General features: G+C 67.6%; 21 protein-coding genes. 16 read left to right on the top strand and 5 right to left on the bottom strand.

Translation table 11 applies throughout. The features are described 5' to 3' along the window. Positions 1–7 precede the first annotated feature (7 nt). From prfA to B0W88_RS04600, 5 genes are all read left to right on the top strand, one after another. On the top strand, positions 8–1,090 hold the full coding sequence (prfA, locus tag B0W88_RS04620; protein ID WP_077033484.1) for a peptide chain release factor 1: 1,083 nt from the start codon (positions 8–10) through the stop codon (positions 1,088–1,090). Next, positions 1,087–1,902 carry a peptide chain release factor N(5)-glutamine methyltransferase gene (prmC, locus tag B0W88_RS04615; RefSeq protein ID WP_077033483.1) on the top strand — a complete coding sequence of 272 codons (816 nt, stop codon included), beginning with the start codon at positions 1,087–1,089 and terminating at the stop codon, positions 1,900–1,902. Before prfA ends, prmC begins: the two co-directional genes overlap by 4 nt. 129 nt (positions 1,903–2,031) lie before the next feature. Beyond that, entirely contained in the window at positions 2,032–2,655 is a 624-nt protein-coding gene (locus B0W88_RS04610) for a hypothetical protein (protein WP_144006612.1), read from the top strand. Positions 2,656–2,724: 69 nt separating this feature from the next. After that, on the top strand, positions 2,725–3,036 hold the full coding sequence (gene grxD / locus B0W88_RS04605) for a Grx4 family monothiol glutaredoxin (protein WP_077033481.1): 312 nt from the start codon (positions 2,725–2,727) through the stop codon (positions 3,034–3,036). Next, on the top strand, positions 3,036–3,599 hold the full coding sequence (locus tag B0W88_RS04600) for a UbiX family flavin prenyltransferase (RefSeq protein WP_077033480.1): 564 nt from the start codon (positions 3,036–3,038) through the stop codon (positions 3,597–3,599). Before grxD ends, B0W88_RS04600 begins: the two co-directional genes overlap by 1 nt. 3 nt (positions 3,600–3,602) lie before the next feature. Here B0W88_RS04600 and B0W88_RS04595 read toward each other — a convergent pair whose 3' ends face one another. After that, complete coding sequence (locus B0W88_RS04595) at positions 3,603–4,484, bottom strand: LysR family transcriptional regulator (RefSeq protein ID WP_077033479.1); 882 nt, start codon at positions 4,482–4,484, stop codon at positions 3,603–3,605. 111 nt (positions 4,485–4,595) lie between these two features. Between B0W88_RS04595 and B0W88_RS04590 the strand changes: the two genes are divergently transcribed. Next, entirely contained in the window at positions 4,596–5,579 is a 984-nt protein-coding gene (locus tag B0W88_RS04590; RefSeq protein WP_077033505.1) for an aldo/keto reductase, read from the top strand. Between the two features lie 4 nt (positions 5,580–5,583). Here the strand turns inward: B0W88_RS04590 and B0W88_RS04585 are convergent, their stop codons facing one another. Continuing rightward, complete coding sequence (locus B0W88_RS04585) at positions 5,584–6,195, bottom strand: lytic transglycosylase domain-containing protein (protein WP_077033478.1); 612 nt, start codon at positions 6,193–6,195, stop codon at positions 5,584–5,586. Further along, positions 6,192–7,934: a proline--tRNA ligase gene (locus B0W88_RS04580; protein WP_077033477.1), complete on the bottom strand. Its 1,743-nt coding sequence runs from the start codon at positions 7,932–7,934 to the stop codon at positions 6,192–6,194. Before B0W88_RS04580 ends, B0W88_RS04585 begins: the two co-directional genes overlap by 4 nt. A gap of 120 nt (positions 7,935–8,054) precedes the next feature. Here B0W88_RS04580 and B0W88_RS04575 point away from each other — a divergent pair, with 120 nt between their 5' ends. Together B0W88_RS04575 and fusA are read left to right on the top strand one after the other, a co-directional pair. Then, positions 8,055–8,702, top strand: coding sequence for an RNA pyrophosphohydrolase (locus tag B0W88_RS04575; protein ID WP_077033476.1), 648 nt, complete (start codon positions 8,055–8,057; stop codon positions 8,700–8,702). Between the two features lie 83 nt (positions 8,703–8,785). Then, positions 8,786–10,867: an elongation factor G gene (fusA, locus tag B0W88_RS04570; protein WP_077033475.1), complete on the top strand. Its 2,082-nt coding sequence runs from the start codon at positions 8,786–8,788 to the stop codon at positions 10,865–10,867. A 5-nt stretch (positions 10,868–10,872) separates the two neighbouring features. Here fusA and B0W88_RS04565 read toward each other — a convergent pair whose 3' ends face one another. After that, on the bottom strand, positions 10,873–11,436 hold the full coding sequence (locus B0W88_RS04565) for an SRPBCC domain-containing protein (RefSeq protein ID WP_144006611.1): 564 nt from the start codon (positions 11,434–11,436) through the stop codon (positions 10,873–10,875). 49 nt (positions 11,437–11,485) lie between these two features. Between B0W88_RS04565 and B0W88_RS04560 the strand changes: the two genes are divergently transcribed. The 4 genes from B0W88_RS04560 to B0W88_RS04550 all read left to right on the top strand — a co-directional run bounded on the left by B0W88_RS04560 (position 11,486) and on the right by B0W88_RS04550 (position 13,792). Then, the gene (locus B0W88_RS04560; RefSeq protein ID WP_077033473.1) at positions 11,486–12,055 is read left to right on the top strand and encodes a hypothetical protein; all 570 of its coding nucleotides are present in this window, start codon (positions 11,486–11,488) and stop codon (positions 12,053–12,055) included. A 352-nt stretch (positions 12,056–12,407) separates the two neighbouring features. Then, a complete protein-coding gene (locus tag B0W88_RS34365; RefSeq protein WP_198937768.1) occupies positions 12,408–12,584 on the top strand; it encodes a hypothetical protein in 177 nt (58 codons plus the stop codon). Positions 12,585–12,635: 51 nt separating this feature from the next. After that, the gene (locus B0W88_RS04555) at positions 12,636–12,884 is read left to right on the top strand and encodes a hypothetical protein (protein ID WP_077033472.1); all 249 of its coding nucleotides are present in this window, start codon (positions 12,636–12,638) and stop codon (positions 12,882–12,884) included. A 77-nt stretch (positions 12,885–12,961) separates the two neighbouring features. Beyond that, on the top strand, positions 12,962–13,792 hold the full coding sequence (locus B0W88_RS04550; protein WP_077033471.1) for an HDOD domain-containing protein: 831 nt from the start codon (positions 12,962–12,964) through the stop codon (positions 13,790–13,792). A gap of 12 nt (positions 13,793–13,804) precedes the next feature. Here B0W88_RS04550 and B0W88_RS04545 read toward each other — a convergent pair whose 3' ends face one another. Next, positions 13,805–14,287 (bottom strand): Lrp/AsnC family transcriptional regulator, encoded by a 483-nt coding sequence (locus tag B0W88_RS04545; RefSeq protein WP_077033470.1) that lies wholly within the window; start codon positions 14,285–14,287, stop codon positions 13,805–13,807. Positions 14,288–14,412: 125 nt separating this feature from the next. On the opposite strand from B0W88_RS04545, the gene hppD reads away from it, so the two are divergent. From hppD to B0W88_RS32875, 4 genes are all read left to right on the top strand, one after another. Continuing rightward, positions 14,413–15,540 carry a 4-hydroxyphenylpyruvate dioxygenase gene (gene hppD, locus B0W88_RS04540; protein WP_077033469.1) on the top strand — a complete coding sequence of 376 codons (1,128 nt, stop codon included), beginning with the start codon at positions 14,413–14,415 and terminating at the stop codon, positions 15,538–15,540. Positions 15,541–15,652: 112 nt separating this feature from the next. Next, positions 15,653–17,383: a long-chain-fatty-acid--CoA ligase gene (locus B0W88_RS04535; protein ID WP_077033468.1), complete on the top strand. Its 1,731-nt coding sequence runs from the start codon at positions 15,653–15,655 to the stop codon at positions 17,381–17,383. Positions 17,384–17,389: 6 nt separating this feature from the next. Further along, entirely contained in the window at positions 17,390–18,319 is a 930-nt protein-coding gene (locus B0W88_RS04530) for an MBL fold metallo-hydrolase (protein ID WP_077033467.1), read from the top strand. 39 nt (positions 18,320–18,358) lie between these two features. Further along, positions 18,359–19,021, top strand: coding sequence for a hypothetical protein (locus tag B0W88_RS32875; RefSeq protein WP_144006610.1), 663 nt, complete (start codon positions 18,359–18,361; stop codon positions 19,019–19,021). Positions 19,022–19,078 lie beyond the last annotated feature (57 nt).

The raw sequence follows: 19,078 nt of genomic DNA, 5'->3' as shown, positions 1-19,078 counted from the left end.
TCCGACGATGAAAGACTCCCTCCGCCAACAATTCGACCGCCTCGGCTTCCGCCTCAACGAGCTGGACGCCCTGCTCGCCGACGGCAGCCTCGCCGCCGACATCAAGCGCTACCGCACGCTGACCAAGGAGCAGTCCGAGGTGGCGGGCCTGGTCGGCAAGTACAAGCTCTACACCCAGCGCGAGGCCGACCTGGCCGAAGCCCGCGAACTGCTGGACGACCCCGACATGGCCGAGATGGCGCGCGAGGAGATCGCCGCCGCCGAGGCCGACATCGCCCGGCTCAACGACGAGCTGCAGCTGGCCCTGCTGCCGCGCGATCCGGACGACGAGCGCCCGGCCTTCCTCGAGATCCGCGCCGGTGCCGGCGGCGACGAATCGGCCCTGTTCGCCGCCGACCTGGCGCGCATGTACCTGCGCCACGCCGAGCGCCAGGGCTGGCGCACCGAGCTGCTGTCGGAAAACGTCTCCGACCTGGGCGGCTACAAGGAGCTGGTCGTGCGCATCGAGGGCGACGGCGTCTACGGCCGGCTCAAGTTCGAATCCGGCGGCCACCGCGTGCAGCGCGTGCCGGCCACCGAATCGCAGGGCCGCATCCACACCAGTGCCTGCACCGTCGCCGTGATGCCCGAGCCCGACGAGGCCGAGGAGATCCAGCTGAACCCGGCCGACCTGCGCATCGACACCTTCCGCGCCAGCGGCGCCGGCGGCCAGCACGTCAACAAGACCGACTCGGCCATCCGCATCACGCACATCCCGACCGGCCTGGTGGCCGAATGCCAGGACGACCGCAGCCAGCATCGCAACAAGGCCAAGGCCATGGCCGTGCTGGCCGCGCGCCTGCGCGACAAGGACAAGAACGAGCGCGCCGCCAAGGAGGCCGCCACCCGCAAGAGCCTGATCGGCACCGGCGACCGCAGCGACCGCATCCGTACCTACAACTTCCCGCAGGGGCGGCTGACCGACCACCGGATCAACCTGACGCTGTACAAGCTGGACGCGATCATGAACGGCGACCTGGACGACATCGTCGCCGGGCTGCAGGCGGCGCAGGCGGCGGAGCAGCTGGCGCTGCTGGAAGGGCGGGCGTGATCGTCTCTGAGGCGTTCGCCCGAGCGCGCGAGCTGGGCGTCGACCGCGTGGACGCGACGCTGCTGCTCTGTGCCCTGCTCGGCCGCGAGCGCGGCTGGCTGATCACGCACGACGATTTCGCCCTAACGCCCGAGATGAGCGGCATCCTCGAAGCCCAGTTCGCCCGCCGCGCTGCCGGCGAACCGATCGCCTACCTGCTGGGCCGCAAGGAGTTCCACGGCCTCGACCTGGCGGTGACGCCGGACACGCTGGTGCCGCGGCCGGATACCGAGACGCTGGTGGACTGGGCACTGGAGCTGCTGGACGGGCCGGCGCGCGTGGTGGACCTCGGCACCGGCAGCGGCGCCATCGCGCTCGCCATCAAGCACCGGATGCCGGCGGCGCTCGTCGAGGCGGTGGACCTGAGTACGGGCGCGCTTGCCGTCGCCCGTGCCAATGCCGAGCGCCTGGGCCTGGACATCGCCTTCCACCAGGGCGACTGGTTCGGCCCGCTGGCCGGGCGGCGCTTCGAGCTGATCGTCAGCAACCCGCCCTATATCGCCGGCGACGACCCGCACCTGCCGGCACTGCGCCACGAACCCCGCAGCGCGCTGACGCCCGAGGGCGACGGCCTGGCCGCGCTGCGCGCCATCATTGCTGATGCACCGCAGCATCTGGAGCCCGGCGGCTGGCTGCTGCTGGAACACGGCTACGACCAGGCGGAGCCGGTCGCGGCGCTGCTGCGGGCGCGCGGCTTCGGCGAAGTGACGCTGCGCCGCGATCTAGGCGGTCAGCCCCGCGTCAGTGGCGGGCGCCTGCCGCCCGGCCGCTAAGCCGCGCCAGCCCTCACTTCGGGGTGCGGGCAACAGTATTGAAAAACCGTTCATTTCTGACGCCACAGCCGCGCCGGCCGGGCGTAGCATGGTTGCGAGGGTGCAGGGCAAGCATCACAGGAGGTCGCCATGTCGTACAGAGGTTTGGCTCCGCTCGCCGCGTTGATGTCGGCGCTGATGCTCGCAGGTGCGGCCCAGGCCGCCGAAGGCCTCCAGCTCCGCACCCAGGACGACGGCACGCCGCGCTGGCAGGCGCGCCTCAGCATGAGCAGCCTGAGCCCGAACAGCACGATCGGCTCCGAGCCGCAGCACGCCCTGGGCTCGCGCATCCTCAGCGCCAACCTGCTGGGCGACTACTACCTCACCGGCTCCGGCTTCGGCAACAGCGTGCGCGGCGGCCTGCGCGCCACCGGCGGCATGCTGCTGGGGCCGCTGTCGCTGTCGCAGAACGGCTCGGCCATGTCGCTGGGCAGCCTGCAAAGCAGCGTGGCCGTGGGCCAGCGCTCGATCAGCCTGCTCTCGCCCACCCGCGAGCTGAACGACCCGAGCACCTCGCTGTCCTACCTGGGCATCGGCTACACCGGGCAGCTGGCGCACTCGGGCTTCAGCTTCAGTGCCGACCTGGGCATGCTGGGCGCGACGCCCGGCCTGCGCCTGGGCTCGTCCGTGAGCAATGCGCAAGGCCTGGACGACACGCTGCGCGACGTGCGCTACAAGCCGGTGGTCCAGTTCGGCCTCTCGTACAGCTATTGACCCGGCGCCAGCGCGCCCGCCGCGCCTCGCCGATAATCCCGCCTCAGTGAAGCACTTGAGGTGAGAAAGATGAGCGACGTCCAGCAACGCATTGACGACCTGGTGAAGAGCAACCGGGTGGTGCTGTTCATGAAGGGCACGGCCCAGTTCCCGATGTGCGGCTTCTCCGGCCGCGCGATCCAGATCCTGAAGGCCTGCGGCGTGTCCGACCTGAAGACCTTCAACGTCCTCGAGGACGAAGGCGTGCGCCAGGGCATCAAGGACTACGCCCAGTGGCCGACGATCCCGCAGCTCTACGTCAACGGCGAATTCGTCGGCGGCTCGGACATCATGATGGAGATGTACCAGGCCGGTGAATTGCAGCAGGTGCTGTCCGCCTGATGACCCAGAGGCTCGTCGTCGGGATCACCGGCGCGACCGGGGCGGCCTACGGGCTGCAATTGCTCCGTCGAGGCAAGGAGTTAGGCCTCGAGACGCATTTGATCGTCACGCCGGCCGGCGTGTTGAACGTCCACCACGAGCTGGGCCTGGACCGGGCCGCGCTGGAGCGCGAGGCGAGCTTCTCGTACTCGCCCGGCGACGTGGGCGCCTGCGTGGCCAGCGGCAGCTTCGCGACGGCCGCGATGGTGGTCGCGCCCTGCTCGATGAAGTCGCTGGCCGCCATCGCCCACGGCTTCGGCGACAACCTGCTGACCCGCGCCGCCGACGTCACGCTGAAGGAACGCCGCCGGCTGGTGCTGATGGTGCGCGAGACGCCGTTCAACCTGGCCCACCTGCGCAACATGACGGCCGCCACCGAGATGGGCGCGATCGTGTTCCCGCCGCTGCCGGCCTTCTACCACCGGCCGCAGACGATCGAAGAGTTGGTCAACGAGAGCGTCGAGCGGGTGCTGGAGCTGGCCGGCGTGGCCGGTGCGGCGCCCAAGGCCTGGACCGGGCTCTAGGCTTCATCCGGTCCGCAGGGCCTCCACCACCAGCTTGACCGCCGGCGAGGCCCGGCGGCTCGGGTAGTAGGCGTGATAGCCGGCAAAGGACGCGGCCCAGTCATCCAGCGCCGACACCAGCCGCCCCGCAGCCAGATGCGGCCGCACGGACTCCAGCGGCAGCCAGGCGAGGCCGTGGCCGGCAAGCGCCGCGGCCAGCACCAGCTCGCTGGAATTGAACACCAGCCGGCCTTCGATATGCGCATTGACCGACTTGCGCCGGCGCATGAACTCCCACTTCATCAACCCGCCGTGCGAGGCCAGGCGCAGGCCGATGCAGTCGTGCTGCGTCAGCGCCTGCGGCTGCTGCGGCGGCGGCCGGCGGGTGAAGTAGGCCGGGCTGGCCACGACGGCCATCTGCATGTCCGGCGCGATGGGTACGGCGATCATGTCCTTGGCCACGTCAGAGCCGATGCGGATACCGATGTCGAAGCGCTCGGCCACGATGTCGATGAAGCTGTTGTTGCTGCTCAGCTCCAGGCGGATGTCCGGATAGTCGACGAGGCAGCGCTGCAGGCGCGGCCAGACCAGCAGCCGCATCGCCTGCTCGCTGGCGCTGATGCGCACGGTACCGGCCGGCTTGCCCCGCAGTTCGCCCAGCACGGCCAGCTCGGCCTCGATGTCCTCGAAGCGCGGCCCCACGGCCTGGAACAGGCGCTCGCCCGCCTCGGTCGGCGAGACGCTGCGCGTCGTGCGGTTGAGCAGCTTCAGGTCCAGCCGCTGCTCCAGCGCGCGGATGGTCTGGCTCAACGCCGATTGCGTGATGCCCAACTGCGCGGCGGCCCGGGTGAAGCTGCCCGCGCGCACGACGGCGGCGAAGGCGGCGAGGTCGTCGAAGCGTGCCATGGATTGATTAGCCTACCTACTGAGTCCTAGTCGATCCATCAGTCTAGTCCTGGAGCGACGGCAAGCCTAAAGTTCCTCCATCGACAACGCAACAGGACGCGCAAGATGACGATGAACACACGACAGCTGGGCCGCAACGGCCCCGAGGTTTCCGCCCTCGGCCTGGGTTGCATGGGCCTGAGCTTCGCCTACGGGCCGGCGCCGGAACGGGCGCAATCGATGCAGCTGCTGCGCAGCGCCGTCGAGCGCGGCGTGAGCTTCTTCGACACCGCTGAAGCCTACGGGCCCGGCGACAACGAAAGCCTGCTCGGCGAGGCGCTGGCGCCGCTGCGCGACCGGGTGGTGATCGCCACCAAGTTCGGCTTTCGCAACGGCGTGCCGGCGCAAGGGCTGGACAGCCGGCCCGAGCGCATCCGCCAGGTCACCGAGGACGCGCTGAAGCGCCTGCGCACCGACCGCATCGACCTGCTCTACCAGCACCGCGTGGACCCGCAGGTGCCGATCGAGGAGGTGGCCGGCACCGTGAAGGAGCTGATCCGCGAGGGCAAGGTGCTGCACTTCGGCCTGTCCGAGGCCGGCGCGCAGACGATCCGCCGCGCCCATGCGGTGCAGCCGGTGGCCGCCCTGCAGAGCGAGTATTCGCTGTGGTGGCGCGAGCCGGAGCAGGAGATCCTGCCGCTGCTGGAGGAACTGGGCATCGCCTTCGTGCCCTTCAGCCCGCTGGGCCGCGGCTTCCTGACCGGAGCGATCGACACGCAGACGGCTTTCGCCGAGGGCGACTTCCGCAACACGCTGCCACGCTTCAGCCCGGAGGTGCGCGAGGCCAACCGCCGGATGGTCGACAGTCTCGCGGGCATCGCCGCGCGCAGGCAGGTGACGCCGGCCCAGCTGGCGCTGGCCTGGCTGCTGGCCCGCAAGCCCTGGATCGTGCCGATCCCGGGGACGACGAAGCTGCACCGGCTGGAAGAAAACATCGGCGCTGCAACGCTGGTGCTGTCGCCGCAGGAGGTGCAGGAGATCGAGGCTGCGGTCGAGGCCGCACCCGCTCAGGGGGCGCGTTATGCGCCGGCGGTGCAGGCGATGGTGGAGCGCTGAGTCGTCACTTCTCGCCGGGCATCAGCCACTGGCGGCGGCACGCGAGCACCGCGCCCGGATATTCGGGCCGACCGCGGCTGCCGTTGAAGCGGCCCAGCGCCATGAACAGGTCGCCGTTCTCGCGGTCCAGGTAGTGGCGCAGGATCACGCAGCCGAAGCGCAGGTTGGTCTGCATGTGGAACAGGTGGGCGGCGTCGCCATTGCCGATCAGCTTGGCCCAGAAGGGCATCACCTGCATGTAGCCACGAGCGCCGGCGGTGCTGATCGCGTACTTGCGGAAGCCGCTTTCCACCTGTACCAAGCCCAGCACCAGCGCGGGCTCCAGGCCTGAGCGGGCCGACTCGTACCAGATGGTCTCGAGGAACTCGATGCGGGTCTGCGCCTCGGCGATCCGCTTCTTCATTTTCTCGCTCATCGCGCCGAGCCAGCGCAAATAGGCGAGGCGGGCCTCGATGTCGGTGAACTTCGGCTTGGGCGGCGCCGCGTTGGCGATGGCCGAGGACAGCGCCGAGCGGACCGAATCCGCCAGCGGCTCCTCGACCTGCGCACCGGCCCGCGCGAGGCGCGGCAGGGCCAGCGCGGACAGCGCCGCCGTCAGCGCGGCACGTCGCCTCAAGCGAGCTTGGACTTCAGATGGCCGAGCACATCGGCCAGCGCCAGCTTGGTCGCCTCGGCATCGCGGCGGCCCTGGTACTCGACCTGGCCTTCCTTCAGGCCGCGGTCCGACAGCACGACGCGGTGCGGCACGCCCACCAGCTCCCAGTCGGCGAACATCGCGCCCGGGCGCTCGCCGCGGTCGTCCAGCAGCACGTCCACGCCCTGCGCCTGCAGTTCTTCGTAGAGCTTGGTGGCGGCGGCCTTCACGTCCTCGCTGCGGTCCATGCCGATCGGGCAGAGCACCACGGTGAACGGGGCGATCGCGTCCGGCCAGATGATGCCGCGGGCGTCGTTGTTCTGCTCGATCGCCGCGCCCAGGATGCGGGTGACGCCGATGCCGTAGCAGCCCATCTGCATCGGCTGGGGCTTGCCGTTCTCGTCCAGGAAGTTGGCGTTCATCGCGGCCGAATACTTGGTGCCGAGGAAGAACACATGGCCCACCTCGATGCCGCGCTGGATGGCGAGCACGCCCTTGCCGTCCGGCGAGGGGTCGCCGGCGACAACGTTGCGGATGTCGGCGACGACGTCCGGCTCGGGCAGGTCACGACCCCAGTTGGCGCCGGTGTAGTGGAAGTCGGCCTCGTTGGCGCCGCAGACGAAGTCGGCCATGTTGGCGACGGTGCGGTCGGCGATGACCTTGACGGGCTTCTTCAGGCCGATCGGGCCCAGGTAGCCGGGCTTGCAGCCGAAGTGGTCCTCGATCTCGGCGATGGTGGCGAAGCGGAAGCCGCCCTTCAGGCCTTCGACCTTGCCGGCCTTCACTTCGTTGAGCTCGTGGTCGCCGCGGACCAGCAGCAGCCAGACGGTCGACTTGACGATGTCGCCCTTCTCGCTGGTCTCGTCGGTGGCGAGCACCAGCGACTTGACGGTCTGCGAGAGCGGCAGCTTCAGCAGCTCGGCCACGTCGGCGCAGGTGGCCTTGCCGGGCGTGGGCGTCTTGGTCAGTGCGATCGTGGCGTCAGCACGCGAAGGCAGCAGCGACAGCGCTTCGGCCAGCTCGATGTTGGCAGCGTAGTCGCTGGTCGGGCAGTAGATGATCGCGTCCTCGCCGGTGTCGGCGATGACCTGGAACTCGTGCGAGCGGTCGCCGCCGATGGCGCCGGTGTCGGCAGCCACGGCGCGGTACTGCAGGCCGAGGCGGTCGAAGATCTTGCCGTAGGCGGCGTACATGTTCTCGTAGGAGCGGCCGGCGCTTTCGACGTCGCGGTCGAAGCTGTAGGCGTCCTTCATCGTGAACTCGCGGCCGCGCATGATGCCGAAGCGCGGGCGGCGCTCGTCGCGGAACTTGGTCTGGATGTGATAGAAATTCTTGGGCAGCTGCTTGTACGAACGCAGCTCCTGGCGGGCGATGTCGGTCACCACCTCCTCGCTGGTCGGCTGGATGATGAAGTCGCGCTCATGGCGATCCTTCACTCGCAGCAGCTCGGGGCCCATCTTGTCGAAGCGGCCCGTCTCCTGCCACAGCTCGGCCGGCTGCACCACCGGCATCAGGAGTTCCACCGCACCGGCGCGGTTCATCTCCTCGCGGATGATGTTCTCCACCTTGCGGATCACGCGCAGGCCCATCGGCATGTAGTTGTAGATGCCGGCGCCCAGGCGCTTGATCATGCCGGCCCGCATCATCAGCTTGTGGCTGACGACCTCGGCGTCGGCAGGGGCTTCCTTGAGCGTGGAGATGAAGAAATTGCTGGCTTTCATGGCGGAGCGGACCTGGCCGGCAGGGGCCAGGTGGAGGGCAGGTAGTGAGGGTTAGCAGGGGTCGCGCCGCAAGGGCTGCCCGGTGCAATAATCGATCCAACTATAGATTCGAGGTTGATTATGCTCGACCGTGAAGGGTTCAGACCCAACGTCGGCATCATCCTGCTCAACCACAGGAACGAGGTGTTCTGGGGCAAGCGCATCCGCACCCATTCCTGGCAGTTCCCGCAAGGGGGCATCAAACACGGCGAAACGCCCGAGCAGGCGATGTTCCGCGAGCTCCACGAGGAAGTGGGGCTCATTCCCGATCACGTGCGCATCATTGCGCGTACCCGAGACTGGCTGCGTTACGAGGTTCCCGAGCATTTCATCCGCCGCGACGCGCGCGGCCACTACAAGGGCCAGAAGCAGATCTGGTTCCTGCTGCAGCTGATGGGTCGCGACTGCGACATGAACCTGCGCGCCACCGACCACCCGGAGTTCGACGCCTGGCGCTGGAACGAATACTGGGTGCCGCTGGAATCGGTGATCGAGTTCAAGCGCGGCGTCTACGAGATGGCGCTGACGGAACTTGCCCGTTACTTGCCACGCATCAACCACCACAACCGCTACCTGCGTTCGGGCATGCGGCCGCAGCATCGCGAGCTGGGACGCGGCGGCCCTCGGCACAACGGCGGCCCGGGCGATGATTGCGGAGAACCGGTCCAGGCCGGCGCGGAAACAGCCGGCAACGAGGTCCCCGACAAGGAAACACCCGGCCCCTTGTAAGCCCGGCGCGCTTGCCCTACTCTGGGGTCCACCGCGGATCGGCATGAACCGCTCCGCAGACCTCCAGAGACAAGGAGCGCGCCATGCCCAGCAGCAGTTCTTCGCAGGAAGCCAGCGACGATATTCATCCGGGCATCGCGGCGATCCGCACGATCGCCCTGGTCGGCCCGGCCAGCGCCGGCAAGACCACCCTGCTCGAGGCGCTGCTGCTGCAGGCCGGGGCGATCACCCAGGCCGGCAGCGTGGAGCGCGGCTCCACCGTCTCCGACTACGACGTGCTGGAGCGCCGCATGCAGCACTCGCTGCAGGCCTCGCTGGTGCACATGAACCACGGCGGCATCCGCATCCATGCGATCGACACGCCGGGGGCGCCGGATTTCGTCGGCCAGTCGCTGCCGGCGCTGGAGGCGGTGGACACGGCCGTCGTCGTGATCGACGCGCAGAACGGCATCGAGCTGATGGCCTCGCGCATGCTGGAAGCGGCCGGCAGGCGTGGCCTCTGCCGCGCCATCGTGATCAACAAGATCGACATGCCCGAGCTGGACCTGCCGGGGCTGCTGGAGCAGATCCGCGAGGCCTTCGGCCGCGAGTGCCTGCCGCTCAACCTGCCGTCAGGCGGGTCAGGCGGCAAGGTCGTCGACTGCTTCTTCAACCGCGAGGGCAGCGCCGATTTCTCCTCGGTCGAGGCGGCGCACCAGGCGCTGGTGGAGCAGGTGGTCGAGGTGGACTCCGACTTCGTCGACCGCTATCTCAATGACGGCGACGTGGACCCGCGCGAGCTGCACGCCCCGCTGGAGCAGGCGCTGCGCGAGGGGCACCTGATCCCGGTCTGCTTCACCTCCGCGCGCACCGGCGCCGGCATCGCCGAGCTGCTGGACGTGATCGAGCGCCTGCTGCCGAACCCGGCCGAAGGCAACCCGCCGCAGTTCCTGCAGGGCGAAGGCGCCGAGGCCCAGCCACTGCAGGCAAGACCTGACCCCAACGCCCATGTGCTGGCCCATGTGTTCCAGGTCCATGCCGACCCCTACCTCGGCAAGATGGGCATCCTGCGTGTCCACCAGGGCACGGTGACGCGCAGCAGCCAGCTCTTCGTCGGCCATGCCCGCAAGTGCTTCCGGGTCGGCCACCTGTTCATGCTGCAGGGCGCCAAGCATGTGGAGGTCGACCAGGCGCTGCCGGGCGACATCTGCGCCATCGCCAAGGTGGACGAGATCCACTACGACGCGGTCCTGCACGACGCCCCGGAAGACGAGCACATCCACCTGGCGCCGCTGGACTTCCCGGTGCCGGTGCATGGGCTGGCCGTCACGCCCGTCCGTCACGGCGACGAGCAGCGCATGTGGGAGATCCTCGGCCGCCTCGTCGACGAAGACCCCTGCCTGAAGGTGGAGCGCGCCGGGCAGACGCACGAGACGCTGATCTACGGCCTGGGTGAGCTGCACCTGCGCATGCTGCTGGAACGGCTGCGCGAGACCTACAAGTTCGAGGTCACGACCCAGCCCCCGCGCATCGCCTACCGCGAGACCATCTCGGCCCCGGCCGAGGGCCATTACCGGCACAAGAAGCAGAGCGGCGGCGCGGGCCAGTTCGGCGAGGTCTATCTGCGCATCGAGCCGATGGAGCGCGGTGCCGGCTTCGAGTTCGTGGACGCGGTCAAGGGCGGCACGATCCCGGGGCAGTTCATGCCGGCCGTCGAAAAGGGCGTGCGTTCGGCGCTGGAGAGCGGCGTGATCTCGGGCAATCCGCTGGTGGACCTGCGGGTGACCGTGTTCGACGGCAAGCACCATTCGGTGGACAGCAAGGAGATCGCCTTCGTCACCGCCGGGCGGCGCGCCTTGATGGCCGCCGTCAGGGAGGCCCGGCCGCTGGTGCTGGAGCCGATCGTGCACGTGGAGATCAGCGCACCGAATGCCGCGATGGGCGACATCACCGGCGATCTGGCCTCGCGGCGCGGCCAGGTGAACGGCACGCGCTCGGCGGTGCCGGGCACCATGGTCGTCCAGGGCCTGGCGCCGCTGGCCGAGTTGTCCAGCTACCAGACCCGGCTCAATGCGATGACCGCCGGCCAGGGCCGCTACACGCTGGTGCTCTCGCACTACGAGCCGGTACCGCCGAACACGCAGGCGGCTTTGACCTCCGCCTACAAGGTGCGCGAAGAGGAGTGAGTGAGCTACTTGGCGGGAGCCGCCTTGTGGTACTGCTCCAGCTGCTTCAGCCATTCGGTCCAGTCCTTCGGCCCCTTCTCGTAGCGCTGCTGGAGGTTGCCCAGCACCACGCCCCAGGCCTTGTCAAAATAGGCGTAGGTCTTGTCCCAGGCGGGTCCGTCACCCCAGCCGGTGTGGTGGATGCTGACCTTGGTATGCGTGGCATCCACGGGCTCGAGCCGGACGACGACGAAGGTGCGCTGGGCGCGGATCTCGGGTTGGCTCGGCGGCGCGTTCCAGTCGAAGCTGAGCATCTTCGGGCGTTGCAGGGCCATGAAGCGCATCTCGTCGGCGCCCTTGGCGCCGGGCTCGGCCAGCGGGTCGATGAAGATGTGGAAGGCGCCGCCGACGCGGGCGTCGATCTCGGCATCGGGCGCAAAGAAGCCAGTGATGCCTTCGCGGGTGGTCCAGCTGTGCCAGGCCTGCTCCACATCGGCATTGATCAATACTTCTTTATCAATGCTGCGTTCGGCAGCCAGGGCCGGCAGCGCGATGCCAAGGCTCATCAAGAGCGCGACGAGTGTCCTCACGGGTGCCCTCCGTTCAGGTGGCGATCAACGTCGCTTTATCATAGCGGCCATGTCACCCCCGATCCGGGACACCGCTCAGGTCCGTCTGGACAATGCGCTGCGCCTGTTTGAAGAATTCGTCGCCTCCACCGTCAAGCATGCCGATGCCGCCACGCTGAGAGGCCTGGAACGGCGCTTTGCCGAGCGCCTGCAGATCCAACCCAGCTATTGGAGCCAGATCAAGGGCCGCAGCCGCCAGATCGGCGAGCGGCTGGCGCGGCAGTTCGAGCAGCTGTTCCACAAGCCGCCCGGCTGGATGGACCATGACCATCCGGTCGAGGCCCCGGCCGACCCGGCATCCGCCGCCGATGTCCAGCCCAGCCTGCCGCAGGACGACGACGAGCGCTTCATCGTCGGCCTGGTGCTGACCTACTACCGCCGGCATCCGCAGCGCGCCCGCACGCGGCTGCTGGATCTGCTGGGCGAGGTGCTGACGCCCTCCGCCGCCTCGGCCCCGACGCCGGCTGCGCCCGCGCGCCCGGCCGCAACGTCCTCCGCCTCTGCCGCCAGCGAGATGGACGAATGGCGCCGCCTGCAGCAAGGCGTGGCGCCGCTGAAGACCCGCAAGACCCGCCCCTGAGCGCGCGCCCGCGCGCCCGCGGGGCACCGCATCGTCAGTCCAGATGATGCGCTAGATAAAAACCACTTGCGCAAGATAATCATTTGATTATCATTTGCGCAAGTCGACGGCATTGCCGTCGATGAAACCCCAAGACGCAACTTCTTGACGGGCGTCGCCCGCCTCGCACCGATCCGTCGGCCGCCGAGGCCTTGGCATTTCGCGCCCCTGCGATCCGGCTGCGTCCGCGCCGCCCTGTCTGTGTTCACGTTTTCCATTTCGCTGCAACGACATCGCAGTGGCGCTGCCGCATGCCTTGTCGTCGCCCTTTCCGTCAACCAGCGCGGGCCCGTCTCGCGAAGGAGTGATCCTCATGTCCCGATTCATCGCCCCCCGTCCGCTCACCCTGCAAACGCTCAAGCCGCGCAATCCGCTGGTCGCGGCCAGCCGAATGCGCCAGGCGGGCCGCCATGCCGGCGGCAACACACGCCAGCAGGCGCGCCGTGAACTGCAACGCGCGATCGCGGAAACCAGCGAGCGCAGCCCCTGAATCAATCCGGCGTTCCGCGAGCGCGCGGTACGCCTCCGGAGGAACGACATCATGAGAATTTCCGAATTGAAGGGCGTGGGCGACGAAGCCCTCGTCGAGGAAGCCTGGAGAAGGCGGTTCGCCACCGCATTGCGCTGGACTAGCGCGTTATTTGCACGGATGGCCGATCGCCTGGCGGCGGCCCGCGGGCGCCGGCGGCCCGAGCTCGAGTTCTATGCCGAGGCCGGCGCGCCGGAAGGCGGCACGCTGTATGCCGACGGGCAGCGGATCGGGCAGCTCGACGGCGTGACCCGACTCTGATCGGGGTGCGGCAGCAACTTCACTCGCGGGGCGGACCGGCCGATATAGGATGGGTCCGCCCGCGAACGAAGAGAGCCATGCCAGCCGCACCTCCCCTGACCCAGCCCCTGCCCGACCTGGCCAGCTGGACGGCACGCCTGCGCGGCGCCGAGATCCCCGTGCTGGCGGAGACCGCGGAGGCGCTGGAGCTGTTGCGCGGCAACGAGGACGAGGTCGATGCCAACCGGCTCGGCGAGTTGATCGGCGCCGATCCGCTGATGACGCTGAAGGTGCTGGCCTACGCGGCCGCCCATCGCAGCGAACGCTTGCTGACCGACGCAGAGACGGTGACGGCGGCGCTGGTGCTGATGGGCATCTCGCCGTTCTTCCGCGCCTTCGGCCCGCAACCGGTGGTCGAGGATCAGCTGGGGCCGCAGGCGCTGGACGGCCTGCAGCGGGTGCTGCGCCGCTCCGAGCGGGCTGCGCGTTATGCGCTATCGTTCGCCGTCCATCGGCTGGACCCTGACGCGGCAGTGATCCACAGCGCGGCGCTGTTGCACGACTTCGCGGAACTGCTGCTGTGGGTGCATGCGCCGGACCTGGCGCTGCGGCTGGAAGCGCACATGCAGGCCGATCGCTCGCTGAGCAGCGAGCAGGCGCAGCGGGACGTCCTGAACATCGAGCTGAACGAGCTGGAGCAGGCGCTGATGCAGGCATGGCGGCTGCCGGCCCTGCTGCGCCAGGTCACCGACGACCACCTGCGCGCGATCGACCCCAAGGTGCTGGCGGTGCGCCTGGCCGTCCGGCTCGCGCAGCATACCGACGAGGGCTGGGGCCACCCGGCCGTGGCCGAGGATCTGCGCGATATCGGTGAACTGCTGAGCCTGGCGCCTGCTCATGTGCAGTCGCTGCTGCATCAGTACGACTGATCTGTCGCCCCTTCAGACCGGGATCGCCGTCGTGTTCTTGACCCGGTCCAGCACGAAGCTGGTCTTGCAGTCCTGCACGCTGGGGTGCTTGAGCAGGGTCTCGGAGATGAAGCGGGCGTAGTGCTGCATGTCCTGCACGACGACGCGCAGGATGTAGTCCATCTCGCCGGTCAGCGCGGCGCATTCGACCACCTCGGGCCAAGTCTGCACCGCCGCACGGAACAGGTCCATCGGGTTGCGCTTGTGGCTCTCGGTCTGCTTCTCGAGGCGCACGTTGATGTAGGCCGTCAGCCCCAGGCCCACCCGCTCGGGGCGCACCAGGGCCACGTAGGCAGCGATGGCGCCGTCTTCCTCGAGCCTGCGCACACGGCGGAGCACTGCCGACGCAGACAGGCCCACTTGCGCAGCCAGAGCGTCGTAGGTGACCCGGCCGTCGAGCTGCAGCGCTCGCAGGATGCGTCTGTCGATGGCATCGAGCTGGACATCGGTTTCCATGGCTGAATTGTTGCAGGATTCCTGCGCGAGAGAGATTCCTCACGCCGGAACTTGCAGGAATCCTGCGCCCCGCTACGCCTACAGTGCCTGCATCAATCGATTCAGACCGAAAGAAAGAGCACCACATGGCCGCCTTCACTCCCTGGGACAACCCGATGGGTACCGACGGATTCGAGTTCATCGAGTTCGCCGCACCCGATCCTGCCGCTTTGGGCAAGCTGTTCGAGACGATGGGCTTCACGGCCGTCGCCAAGCACCGGACGAAGAGCGTCACGCTGTACCGCCAGGGCGGCGTCAACTTCATCATCAATGCCGAGGTCGACTCCTTCGCGCAGCGCTTCGCGCGCCTGCACGGCCCGTCGATCTGCGCGATCGCCTTCCGCGTCAAGGACGCCGGCTTCGCCTACAAGCGCGCGCTGGAGCTGGGCGCCTGGGGATTCGACAACAAGGCCGGCCCGATGGAGCTGAACATCCCGGCGATCAAGGGCATCGGCGACTCGCTGATCTACTTCGTCGACCGCTGGCACGGCAAGGACGACGCGGCCGCCGGCGAGATTGGCAACATCAGCATCTACGACGTGGACTTCGTGCCGCTCCTGGATGCCGCGGGCAAGCCGGTGCCCTCGAACCCGGCGGGCCATGGCCTGACCTACATCGACCATCTGACACATAACGTCTTCCGTGGACGGATGAAGGAATGGTCGGAGTTCTACGAGCGCTTCTTCAACTTCCGCGAAGTGCGCTACTTCGACATCGAGGGCAAGCTGACCGGCCTCAAGAGCAAGGCGATGACCAGCCCCTGCGGCAAGATCCGCATCCCGATCAACGAGAGCAGCGACGATAAGAGCCAGATCGCCGAGTACCTGGAGCTGTACAGCGGCGAGGGCATTCAGCACGTGGCCCTGGGCACCGACGACATCTACGGCACGGTGGAAGGCATGCGCAACAGCGGTGTCGAGTTCCAGGACACGATCGACACCTACTTCGACCTGGTTGACAAGCGGCTCCCGGACCACGGCGAGAAGCTGGAGGAACTGCGCCGGCTGAAGATCCTGATCGACGGCGCCGCCCACCTGGACGCGCCCAACGAGCTGCTGCTGCAGATCTTCACCAAGGAAGTGATCGGGCCGATCTTCTTCGAGCTGATCCAGCGCAAGGGCAACGAGGGCTTCGGCGAGGGCAACTTCAAGGCGCTGTTCGAGTCGATCGAGCTGGACCAGATCCGCCGCGGCGTGCTCAAGGCGGAAGCCTGAACGGCGACCGCCTTCGCCCTGTCCCGGGCGTGACTCGGGACTAGGGCAAGTCCCCTGCACCGCAGGCGCCTCCACCGGCCACCATGTCTGCTGACTATCCAGGAGACAGACAATGACGGTGGAGACCTTGGTCCAGCAGCAACAGGCATCTTCGGCGAGCAGCCCCAAGCCATGGCTGCGCAGCTATCCGGAGGGCGTGCCGGCCGAGGTCGACTACAAGGTCTACGGCTCGCTGGTCGAGTTGCTGGAAGAAGCTTTCCGCAAGTACGCAAAGCGCGATGCCGCGGCTTGCATGGACCGCCGGATGAACTTCGGCGAGGTGGACGAACTCTCCCAGGCGCTCGGAGCCTGGCTGCAGGGCAAGGGCCTGCAGCGCGGCGCCCGCGTGGCGATCATGATGCCCAATGTCCTGCAGTACATGGTCGCGATCGCGGCCATCCTGCGGGCGGGCTTCACCGTCGTCAACGTCAACCCGCTGTACACGCCGCGCGAGCTGGAACACCAGCTGAAGGACTCCGGCGCCGAGGCGATCATCGTGCTCGAGAACTTCGCGGCGACGCTGGAGGAGGTCATCGGGCAGACGGCCGTGCGCCATGTGGTGCTGGCCTCGCTGGGCGACATGCTGGGTTTCTGGCGCGGCGGGCTGGTGAACTTCGTGGTGCGCCACGTCAAGAAGCTCGTGCGCGAGTTCCGGCTGCCGACCGATGGCGGCCGCACGGTGACCCGTTTCAACAAGGTGATCGAGGAAGGCTCGCGGATGAGCCTGCGCCGGGCCGAGCTCGGCCCGGATGACGTCGCCTTCCTCCAGTACACCGGCGGCACGACCGGTGTGTCCAAGGGCGCCACGCTGCTGCATCGCAACGTCGTGGCCAACATCCTGCAGAGCGAGGCCTGGTTCCAGCCGATGCTCAAGAAGCTGGGCGGCGACAAGCAGCTCACGACCGTCTGCGCGCTGCCCCTGTATCACATCTTCGCGCTGACAGCCTGCTACATGCTGGGCGCGCGGCTGGGCATGATGAACCTGCTGATCCCGAACCCGCGTGACATCCCGGGCTTCATCGCCACGCTGCAGAACTACAAGATCAACCTGTTCCCCGCGGTGAACACGCTGTTCAATGCGCTGGCCAACGATCCGGCGTTTGCGCGGCTCGACTTCAGCGAGCTGGTGATCTCGAACGGCGGCGGCATGGCCGTGCAGCAAGCGACGGCAGAGAAGTGGCTGAAGATCACGGGCTGCCCGGTGGTCGAGGGTTATGGCCTGTCGGAGACCGCGCCGGTGGCGACGATCAACCGGCTCGACCTGAAGACCTTCAACGGCACGATCGGCCTGCCGGTACCGGGCACCGAGATCGCGATCCGCGATGACAATGGCAACGACGTGCCGATGGGCGAGCGCGGCGAGATCTGCATACGCGGCCCGCAGGTGATGGCCGGCTACTGGAACAAGCCGGAGGAAACCGCCAACGTCATGTATCCGGACGGCTACTTCAAGAGCGGGGACATCGGCGTGATGGATGAGCAGGGTTTCACGCGCATCGTCGACCGCAAGAAGGACATGATTCTGGTCTCGGGCTTCAACGTCTATCCGACGGAGATCGAGCAGGTGGTCAATCTGCATCCTGGCGTCATGGAGTGCGCAGCAATCGGCATACCGGACGCGCGATCGGGAGAGACGGTCAAACTGTATGTGGTCAAGTCCGACCCAGCGTTGGCCGAAGAGGATCTTGCCGCTTACTGCCAGGCTCAGCTGACCGCCTACAAGCGCCCCAAGTACATTGAATTCCGCGATGAGTTGCCGAAGAGCAATGTGGGCAAGATCCTGCGCCGTGAGCTGCGCGGCTGATCAACGATGAGCAGCGGCCGGCTGCTGCCACCGGACCTGGTCGTCCTGGAGCGGGGCTGGCTTTCCTCGAACTCGCTGCTGATGCTCGGCGATGCCCGAGGAGCGGTGATTGTCGATACCGGCTATTGCACGCACCGCGCCCAGACGGTGGAGCTGGTCCAGACGGCGTTGGGACCGTCGCAGACCTTGCGCCTGATCGTGAACACCCATCTGCACTCCGATCACTGCGGAGGCAACGCCGAGCTTGCGCGCCGCCATGCGAAGTGTGCCATCTGGATTCCACCGGGGCACTATCGAGCCGCCGTTGACTGGGACGAGAGCGTGCTCAGCTACGCGCCCACGGGACAGCAGTGCGAGCGCTTCCAGCCGACCCGCGCCGTCCAGCCCGGCGAGCTGATCGACCAGGGCGGGCGGGAATGGCAGGTTCTTGCGGCGCCTGGGCACGATCCTCACTCCTTGATCCTGTTCGAACCGGTATCGGGCATCCTCGCCTCCGCAGACGCCCTGTGGGAGCACGGATTCGGCATCGTGCTTCCCGAACTGGACGGCGAAACGGGATTCGATGAGGTGGAGCGCACTCTGGACCTCATCGAAGGCCTGCCGGTGCGGGCGGTCGTTCCCGGCCATGGACAGCCGTTCGACGACATGGGTCGAGCCCTCGGTGAAGCACGATCCCGGCTGGCGTTCTTCAGGCGACATCCGGAGCGCCATACGCGCCACGCCGCGAAGGCCCTACTGATGTTCCATCTGCTCGAGGTGGGCCGGTGCAGTCGCCAGGCCCTTGACGATTGGCTGGAGCGCGTGCCGATCCACGGCAAGATGTGGCGGCGGCACTTCTCCGACCAGGAACTGCCTGCGTGGACTGAGGGGCTTGTCCAGGAACTCGCGCAGTCCGGCACCTTGCGCGTAGAGGGCGGTACGATCAGTCTTCGCTAGCTAGTAGGCATTCCGCCGATCTCCTCGAAGGATTGATCGATGCTTCGCCGCCTGACGCCCGCCGCTGACCCCGCGTTGCGACAAATCTCGCTGGAGGGTTTCGAGGACTCGCTGCTGTGGCGGCCCGAGACACTGCCCGACGGGAAAAGAGCGGACTCCTACAGTCTATTTCTTGCCCTGATGCCCTCCGCTGGCGACCAACTGCGCCTATTCGCAAACTCCGAGCAGATCCAGCGGTACTTCAAGATCTCGATGAAGTACGCACAACAGGCCGAGCGGCTCCACACCACCTTGCTGGACCTCAACCAAGGAGTTGCCTTCCCGAACCCACCCTCTCGGGTTCTCGTCGAGGCGGTCGTAGAGGCGCTCAAAGGAGCCCATCTTCCGCCAGCTCCTGTTCGCTTCGACCGAATCCGCAGCTTTAATGGCCAGGCGCTGACACTACGTTGCGATCGCGCTGGCCGTGAGGCCGCCCTGGACCTGCGTCGCGTGGTCAGTTCTCGCCTGAAGTCGCGGCGACTGCCCGCTCTCAGTACCGGCGAACTGCACATGACCTTGCACTATTCGCCTCCAGCCGTGATCGGCGAGGTACTGATAGAGCCTATCGACTGGAATCCGGACCACTTGGCACTCATCCTCAGCCACGTAGGCGCTCATCACCATGAACACATCGCGCGATGGCCGCTGCAGCATGCACGCTAGGATTTTGTGCGCCAAAGCAAAAACCCCTGCCTCGTGAGAGACAGGGGTTTTGCTTTG

The organism is Pelomonas sp. KK5 (genome assembly GCF_001984095.1).
Classification (GTDB): Bacteria; Pseudomonadota; Gammaproteobacteria; order Burkholderiales; family Burkholderiaceae_C; genus KK5.
The sequence above is the reverse complement of the archived record's forward strand: the minus strand, read 5'-3'. Positions and strand labels throughout refer to the sequence as shown.